Here is an 8,541-nt window from a genome sequence, read left to right on the forward strand (position 1 = left end):
AAAGTGGCGCGGCCCTCAGCCCAGCTCGGCGAGCAGCCTCTCGGTCTCCCGCCGGTCCGGCGACTCGACCTGGCGGAACAGCGCCAGCGCCCGCCCGGCGTACCGGCGGGCCTGGTCGGGGTCGGTGTGACGCAGGCAGCGGGCCATGCCGTCGAGCGCGCAGGCCTGCTCGTAACGGGCGCTGAGCCGGGTGGCGTCGGTGAGCACCCGGCGGTGCAGGTCCAGCGCGCTGGCGACGTCCCCCTGGTCCAGCATCGCCCGGGCCAGCAGGTTCCGGGACGCACACTGCCCGCCCAGGTCCCCGGCGTCGTTCATCGCCATCAAGGCCTCCCGATGCAGCGCGGCGGCCTGCTCCGGCCGGCCCTCCTCGCGCTCCATCATGCCCAGCTCGTTGAGCAGCTCGCCCTCGCCGTAGCGGTTGCCGATCTTGCGCTTCAACGTCAGACCGGTACGCAGGAGCCGCCGGGCCGGTCCACGCTCGCCGCGCCGGTGCCGGACCATGCCCAGGTGGCCGACGGCGTTGCCGAGCTGACGCGGGTCGCCGACCTGCCGGGCGAGCGCCAGATGGTGGCGGCACTTCCGCAGGGCCTCGTCGTACCGCCCGGACCACATCAGGCAGAGCGAGAGGTTGTTCAGCATGTTGGTCAGCGCGAACGGATCGTCCAGCCGGCGGGCGAGCGCGGCCGACGCGTCGTACATCTCGATGGCCTGCCTGTGGTGCCCGTCCACCGCGTAGGCCGTGCCGAGGTTGTCGAGCGCCTTCCGCAGCTCGACCGGCCGGTCGAGCCGCCGGTAGATGCCGACCACCACTTCCATCCGCCGGATCACCTCGGCGAAGCGCGCCCGGCGGTAGTCGGCCGACGCGAGATAGTTGTGCATCGTCGCCACGGCCTCGTCGTCGCCCAGACGCTCGGCGGCCCGCAGGCCGATCTGGTGCGTCTCGATCAGGTCGTCGAGGTGACCACCGTAGAAGTTGACGGTCCAGCCCACCCGGGCCAGCTGCCAGCTCTGCCGGAGGAAACCCTCGGCCTCCGCCAACCGGACCAACGCGGTCAGCGTCGGGCGGTTCTCCTCCAGCCACGGCCGGCCGAGAACGACGGTGGCCGCCACCAGGTCGGGCCGTACCGGCTCCGATCGGGCGAAAATGCCGTGCGGAGCGGTCTGCTCCAGAGTCAGCGCGATGGCGGCGGCGACGTGCAGGTGATGATCGAGCAGCCGGGCGATCGCCGCCCGCCGCTCGTCGCCGGTCTCGCGCTCCGCCCCGAGCGTGTGGGCGTACTCCCGGATGAGGTCGTGCAACCGGTACCGGCCGGGTTCCACCTCCTCGACGAGGTGCGCGTCGACCAGTTCGTCGAGTGCGTCCTGCGCCTCCGACAGCGGCAGCTCCGCGAGCACGGCCGCCACCCGGTTGTCGATGCGGCTGCCCGGGTGGAGTCCGAGCAGCCGGAACACCCGCTGCACCACCGGCGGCACCTGCTCGTACGACAACGCGAAGGCACGCGCGACCGAGCGCTCCCCGACGGTCAGCTCCGCCAGGGGATCGGCCGCCCCGGCCAGGCGTTCGGCCAGGTCGGCCATCCGCCACCGCGGCCGGTGCGCGAGCCGCGCCCCGGCCAGCCGCAGCGCGAGCGGAAGGTGTCCGCAACGGCGCGCCACCTCCGCCGCCGCCTCCGGCTCGGCGTCGACCCGTTCCGCGCCGGCCACCCGGGCCAGCAGCTCGACCGCCTCGTCGGCATCGAGTACCGGCAGGGAGGTGGGCCGCCCCGCGTCCACGCCGACCAGCCTGCGGCGGCTGGTGATCAGCACGGTGCAGTCCCGCCCGTTGGGCAGCAGCGGCACGACCTGCGCGGCGTCCGCGGCGTTGTCGAGCACCACCACGGCCCGCCGGTCGGCCAGTTCGGAACGCCACATCGCCAGCCGGCCCGCCAGGTCGGCCGGAACCCGCTCGGCCGGCACACCGAGCTGCTGGAGCAGGATGGCCGCCGCAGCGGCAGTGCTCAGCGGGCTGCGGTCGCTGTGCCCGTGCAGGTCGACGAAGAGCTGCGCGTCGGGGAACCGGTCGACGAGCGCGCTCGCCACCTCAACGGCCAGTGTGGTCTTGCCGCTGCCGGCCATACCGTCCAGGAGCTGGACCCGGCTTCCCTCCTCGGCGACCTCCTTGACCAGCCGGGCCACGGTCTGCTGGCGCCCGGTGAAGTCGCTGATCGCCCGGGGCAGCGCCCGGACCGGCGCGGTGACCCGGCTCTCCGGCACGCCCAGCACCAGGTCGCCGCCGAGCACCCGCTGGTGCAACTCCTGCAACGCCGCGCCGGGCTCGATGCCCAGCTCCTCGGCGTAGATCCGGCGGCCCTCCCGGTAGACGGCGAGCGCGTCCGCCTGCCGGCCGACCGCCGAGAGAGCCAGCATCAGCTGCCCTCGCAGCCGTTCCCGCAGCGGGTTGTGCTCGACCGCCTCGGTCAGCTCGTCGACCAGTTCGGTCCCCCGGCGCAGCCGCAACTCGACGTCGACGCAGTCCTCCAGCACGGCGAGCCGCTGCTCGTCGAGCGCCTGGGCCCGCAGTCGCACCAGCCGGGCCGGGATACCGGCGAGCGCCGGACCGCGCCACAGCGCCAGCGCCGCCCGGTAGTGACGGCGGGCCTCGGCAAACCGGCCGGCGGCGGCCTCGGCGCGGGCCGTCTCCACGGCGCGGGCGAACATGTCGGCGTCGAGGTCGTCCGGCTCGATCCGGATGCCGTAGCCCGCCGGGTCGGTGACGATGGTCCCGGCCGGCAGCCCGAGCGCCGCGAACCGCTGCCGCAGTCGCGACACACAGATCTGGAGCTGGGTCCGCGCGGTCGCCGGGGGACGCTCCTCCCAGACGGCGTCGACCAGATCCTCCACCGGCACCACCCGGCCGGGGCGCAGCAACAGCATGGCGAGCACGGTGCGATCCCGGCCCGCGGTGACGGTGGCTTCGCCGCCGCCGACCCGCAAGGGCCCCAAGATCCCGAATCGCATCCGCGCCCCCGCCTGCCGCCATGCAACTTCCAGCAGCGTAGCCCGGCGGTCACCGAGCGGCGCGGCGAGGCGATAGCGATCCGATAGCGACGGCGCACAGACTCGTCACCGGTTGTCGGTGACGACATCCGACGGGGGCGGTGCGCCTGTCCGGCCACCCTGCCGGGCAGGCGCACCGATGTCGATGCATGACGAACACGCCGAGGGGCGCCCGGACCATCCCGGGCGCCCCTCGTGTACGTCTGCCGTCAGCGCCGGCCGACGGTGAGGACCGGCTTGGTGACCTCGGCGAAGAAGTCGTTGCCCTTGTCGTCGACGACGATGAAGGCGGGGAAGTCCTCCACCTCGATCTTCCAGACCGCTTCCATGCCCAGCTCGGCGTACTCGAGCACCTCGACGTGCTTGATGCAGTCCTGCGCCAGGCGGGCGGCCGGGCCGCCGATCGAGCCGAGGTAGAAGCCGCCGTGGGCCTGGCAGGAGCGGGTGACCTGGGCGGACCGGTTGCCCTTCGCGAGCATCACCATCGAGCCGCCGGCCGCCTGGAACTTCTCCACGTACGCGTCCATCCGGCCCGCCGTGGTGGGACCGAACGAGCCGGAGGCGTAGCCCTCGGGGGTCTTCGCCGGGCCGGCGTAGTAGACCGCGTGGTCGCGGAGGTATTGCGGCATCGGCTCGCCCGCGTCCAGCCGCTCGGCGATCTTCGCGTGCGCGATGTCCCGGGCCACGACGAGCGGGCCGGTCAGGGACAGCCGGGTCTTCACCGGGTACTTCGACAGCTCGGCCCGGATCTCGTCCATCGGCCGGTTCAGGTCGACGCGGACGACCTCCTCGGTCTCCAGCGTCTCGTCGGTGACGTCGGGCAGGTAGCGCGCCGGGTCGGTTTCGAGGCGCTCCAGCCAGACGCCCGACGGGGTGATCTTCGCCACCGCCTGCCGGTCGGCCGAGCAGGAGACCGCGATCGCCACCGGGCAGGAGGCGCCGTGCCGGGGCAGCCGGACCACCCGTACGTCGTGGCAGAAGTAGCGCCCGCCGAACTGAGCGCCGATGCCGAAGTTGCGGGTCAGCTCCAGCACCTCGGCCTCCAGCTCCAGGTCACGGAAGCCGTGCGCGCTCATCGAGCCCTCGGTGGGCAGCGCGTCGAGGTACTTCGCGGAGGCGTACTTCGCGGTCTTCAGCGCGTACTCGGCGGAGGTGCCGCCGATGACGATCGCCAGGTGGTAGGGCGGGCAGGCCGCGGTGCCGATGAGCCGCAGCTTCTCCTCCAGGAACTGCATCATCCGCGTGGGGTTCAGCAGCGCCTTGGTCTCCTGGTAGAGGTAGGACTTGTTGGCCGAGCCGCCACCCTTGGCCATGAAGAGGAACTTGTACGCGTCGGCGTGGCCGTCCGGGTCCTCGGCGTACAGCTCCACCTGGGCGGGCAGGTTGCTGCCGGTGTTCCGCTCGTCCCACATGGTCAGCGGGGCGAGCTGCGAGTAGCGCAGGTTCAGCCGGGTGTACGCCTGGTAGACGCCGCGCGAGATCGCCTCCGCGTCGGTGCCGTCGGTGAGCACGTGCCGGCCGCGCTTGCCCATCACGATCGCGGTGCCGGTGTCCTGGCACATCGGCAACACGCCGCCGGCCGCGATGTTGGCGTTGCGCAGCAGGTCGAGCGCGACGAAGCGGTCGTTCGGCGAGGCCGCCGGATCGTCGATGATCGCGCGGAGCTGAGCCAGGTGGGCCGGGCGCAGGAAGTGGGCGATGTCGTGCATCGCCTCGGCCGTCAGCGCGGTCAGCGCGCCCGGATCCACTGTGAGGAACCGGCGGCCCCCGGGGCCGTTGACGACGTCCACGCCCTCGTCGGTGACCAGGCGGTATTCGGTCTGGTCGGGACCGGTCGGCAGCAGGGGTGCGTACGAGAAGGCGGCGGCACTGCTCATGACCGAAAAGCCTAGGGCAGAGCTGTCGATCGGTGGCACCCGCAGGTCGGTCCTGGGACGACGCTCTCACCCGCTGTCACTTGCCGTCGGCGCAGAGTTCCCGTTTCGGTCCGCAACTTCCCTGGTCGCCGGGTGGGCGCCAGCTGCCTCCGGGGTCCGGCGCCACCGGCGCGCCGTCCTGGCCCGGCCCCGGCGCCTCGGACGTGCCGGCGCCCCAGCGGACGTACCCGATCTCCCGCCCCTCGCCGATGATCATGCCGTTCGGGCCGACCGCCAGCGCGTTCGCCGAGGTACGCAGCTCGACCAGCACCCGGCCCTCCCGCGGCTCGACCGCGATCAGCCGCGACGGCTTCTCCTCGCTGATCACCGCCGCGTACGGGGTGAGCGCCGCGCCGCTCTTGCCGCCCGCCGGCCGGGTCCAGCGGGTCCGGTCGGCCGACAGTTCCCGCCCGAGCAGCGAGCCCTTGTCGGCGCTGCGCACCACGGCGTACCGGTCGTCCACGGCGAGCAGCTTCTCGCCGTCCGCGCCGACCTGGAGCAGCCGGCCGTCGTACCCGTCGAGCACCGCCTCACGCCCGTCCGGGGCGACCCCGATGATCACGTTGCGCCCGCCCTGCGGATCCTCCCGCTGCACGCAGCCGGCGTAGTCGGCGGTGCGCAGGTTGATCCCGGTACGCCGCCACACCTGCTGACCGGTGGCCGGGTCCACGGCGGTCACGGCGTAGTAGCAGCTCCCGTCGCGGGAGGTGGCCGCGATCCGCAGCAGCCGGCCGCCGACCACAGCGAGCCGCTCCTCGCGGCCGGGCTGGACGTTCTGGAGCACCCGGCCGGTGGCGGTGTCCACCACGTGCACCCGCCCGTCGACCGGGAAGCCGAGCAGCGGCGGGACGGACTCCGGCCCGGCCACCCCGCCGTCGATCCGGGTGGCGCCGAGCCGCCGGGTGCCCAGTAGTTCCGGGTTGTCGGCGAGCACGCCGCTGTGCACGCCGGGCAGGAACGCGCTCCACAGCGGAGCGGTGCCGCGCGGCTCCCAGGCGCGCAGCGTGCAGTCGGTGGCCTGCACGCAGTACGCGTCCAGCAGCAGGTTCCGGTAGGTCCAGACGGCGATCGCGCGGTCGTCGCGGCGGCGGGTCACGCCGCTGACCGGGTCGAGCACCTCGTACCCTTTGTCGAGCAGCCGGCCCACGGCGACGACCGACTCCCGGCCGCTGCCCGCGACCGCCGACCAGTCGGCCTTGCGCTCCCACAACTGGCCGCCGTCGGCGAGGTTGCGCGCCTCGATGCGGGTGCGCTGCTCGACGATCACTGTGTCGCCGGCGATGGTGACGCTGCGCGGCGTGCCGCCGACGCGCTGCTGCCAGACCACGTCCGGCTCGGAGATCGGCTTGCTGCGGTCGACCCAGTCCCACAGCGCCGGGAACGGGTTCCAGACGCCTGTCGCGGCGAGTACGACCACGGTGACGAGCCCGAGCAGCAACCAGCCGCGCACCCCTAGGCCCTTCACACCGCACACGGTAGCGACGATCACCGGCCCCCCGGGCCGCGTGCGGTGCGTGTCGCGGCGCTTCTTGGGCGGTCCGGGGTGTTAATAAGGGGCCCTTCCACCTCCGGAGGCGTTAACAGGGGGCCCTTCCTTACCCCCGGGCGGCGGAGCGGACCAGCGGCAACGTCCGGTACGGGATCTGCTCGGCCAGCGCGATGATGGTGGACGCGCGCCGGATGCCCTCCGAGGCGACGATCTGGTCGATGACCCGCTGGAGGTCGGTGTTCGACCGGGCGACGATCCGGCAGAGCAGGTCGCTGGAGCCGGTGATGGTGTGCGCCTCCAGCACCTCGGGGATCGCGGCCAGGTGCGCGGTGACCTGGTCGTGGCCGTGCCGCTGGCTGATCTCCAGGGTGACGAAGCTGGTCACCCCGAAGCCGATCGCGGCGGGGGTGATGTCCGGTCCGAACCCGGTCACCACGCCCCGGCCGACGAGCTTGTCGAGCCGGGCCTGGACCGTGCCGCGGGCCACGCCGAGGCGGCGGGAGCACTCCAGCACGCCGATCCGGGGCTCCTCCGCGAGCAGTTCGATCAAGCGAGCGTCCAGCTCGTCGAGCTGTACATCCTGACCAGTGTTCATGGTGTCTCACCGTACCGAATGCACAACCTGACCAGGAATTACGTCAACTGTTGCCCAACGCACTGCGGTCCGTAGATCCTCGCCGGAAGAGCACATCCACGGCGGCCCACGAGGCCGGCCGGTACGCGAGGGAGGCCACCATGACCCAGGCGATCGACCGACCCCAGTCGACCGAGGAGGTCGACGTCGACGCTCTCGTCGGCGCAGTCGACCACGACATCACCCGCGACCCGTTCCCGGTCAAGGGCATGGACCACGTCCACTTCCTGGTGGGCAACGCCAAGCAGGCCGCGCACTACTACTCCACCGCGTTCGGCATGACGTGCGTGGCGTACCGGGGGCCGGAGCAGGGCTACCGCGACCACGCGCAGTACGTGCTGACCAGCGGTTCGGCCCGCTTCGTGCTGACCGGCGCGGTCCGCCCGGACGCCGACGGCGCCGAGCACGTGGCGAAGCACAGCGACGGCGTCTCCGACATCGCGCTGGAGGTGCCGGACGTGGACGCCGCGTACGCGCACGCCGTGGCGCAGGGCGCGACCGGCCTGGTCGAGCCGCACGACGTCAGCGACGAGCACGGCACCGTGCGGATGGCGTCCATCGCCGCGTACGGCGACACCCGGCACAGCCTGGTCGACAGGTCCCGCTACACCGGCCCGTTCCTGCCCGGCTTCGTCGCTCGCGGCCCGATCGTGGACCGGCAGCCGATGATCGACGCCGGCCTCCAGCCGAAGCGGTTCTTCCAGGCGGTCGACCACGTGGTCGGCAACGTGGAGCTGGGCCGGATGGACGAGTGGGTCGAGTTCTACAAGCGCGTCATGGGCTTCTCGAACATGGCGGAGTTCATCGGCGACGACATCGCCACCGACTACTCGGCGCTGATGAGCAAGGTCGTCGCCAACGGCACCCGCAAGGTGAAGTTCCCGCTCAACGAGCCGGCCGTGGCCCGCAAGAAGTCGCAGATCGACGAGTACCTGGAGTTCTACCAGGGCCCCGGCGCCCAGCACATCGCCGTGGCCACCAACGACATCCTGGCCAGCGTGGACGCCATGCGCGCCGCGGGTGTCGAGTTCCTGGACACCCCGGACTCGTACTACGAGGACCCGGAGCTGCGCGCCCGCATCGGCAACGTCCGGGTGCCGATCGAGGAGCTTCAGTCCCGCAAGATCCTGGTCGACCGGGACGAGGACGGCTACCTGCTCCAGATCTTCACCAAGCCGGTGCAGGACCGCCCCACCGTCTTCTTCGAGCTGATCGAGCGGCACGGCTCGCTCGGCTTCGGCAAGGGCAACTTCAAGGCCCTGTTCGAGGCGATCGAGCGCGAGCAGGAGAAGCGCGGGAACCTGTAACACTGTCCGCGTGACCCAGCCTCCTCCGAACCCGACGCCGCCGCCCGCCGGACATCCAGCCGCGGGCGGCGGCTTCGCGCCGCCCGGCGGACCGGCGGTGCCCGCGCAGCACGTTCCCCCGGGGTACGCCGGCCCGCCCGGCTACCCGCCGCCCGGTTT

At 72.5% G+C, this 8,541-nt stretch carries 5 protein-coding genes; 1 reads left to right on the top strand and 4 read right to left on the bottom strand.

Annotated features, from left to right (window positions below; genetic code table 11):
• Positions 1 to 15: 15 nt before the first annotated feature.
• The 4 genes from ABD52_RS06455 to ABD52_RS06470 form a co-directional block, all read right to left on the bottom strand.
• Positions 16 to 2,997, bottom strand: coding sequence for a BTAD domain-containing putative transcriptional regulator (locus tag ABD52_RS06455; RefSeq protein WP_047891147.1), 2,982 nt, complete (start codon positions 2,995 to 2,997; stop codon positions 16 to 18).
• Positions 2,998 to 3,245: 248 nt separating this feature from the next.
• The gene (locus ABD52_RS06460; RefSeq protein WP_013288918.1) at positions 3,246 to 4,913 is read right to left on the bottom strand and encodes a fumarate hydratase; all 1,668 of its coding nucleotides are present in this window, start codon (positions 4,911 to 4,913) and stop codon (positions 3,246 to 3,248) included.
• A 76-nt stretch (positions 4,914 to 4,989) separates the two neighbouring features.
• Positions 4,990 to 6,426 (bottom strand): PQQ-binding-like beta-propeller repeat protein, encoded by a 1,437-nt coding sequence (locus tag ABD52_RS06465; protein WP_082171225.1) that lies wholly within the window; start codon positions 6,424 to 6,426, stop codon positions 4,990 to 4,992.
• 121 nt (positions 6,427 to 6,547) lie between these two features.
• Entirely contained in the window at positions 6,548 to 7,036 is a 489-nt protein-coding gene (locus tag ABD52_RS06470; protein ID WP_013288920.1) for an Lrp/AsnC family transcriptional regulator, read from the bottom strand.
• 140 nt (positions 7,037 to 7,176) lie between these two features.
• On the opposite strand from ABD52_RS06470, the gene hppD reads away from it, so the two are divergent.
• Positions 7,177 to 8,382, top strand: coding sequence for a 4-hydroxyphenylpyruvate dioxygenase (hppD, locus tag ABD52_RS06475; RefSeq protein WP_013288921.1), 1,206 nt, complete (start codon positions 7,177 to 7,179; stop codon positions 8,380 to 8,382).
• Positions 8,383 to 8,541: the final 159 nt, after the last annotated feature.

The sequence above is a fragment of the Micromonospora sp. RV43 genome, assembly GCF_001029515.1.
Taxonomy (GTDB): Bacteria; Actinomycetota; Actinomycetes; order Mycobacteriales; family Micromonosporaceae; genus Micromonospora; species Micromonospora aurantiaca.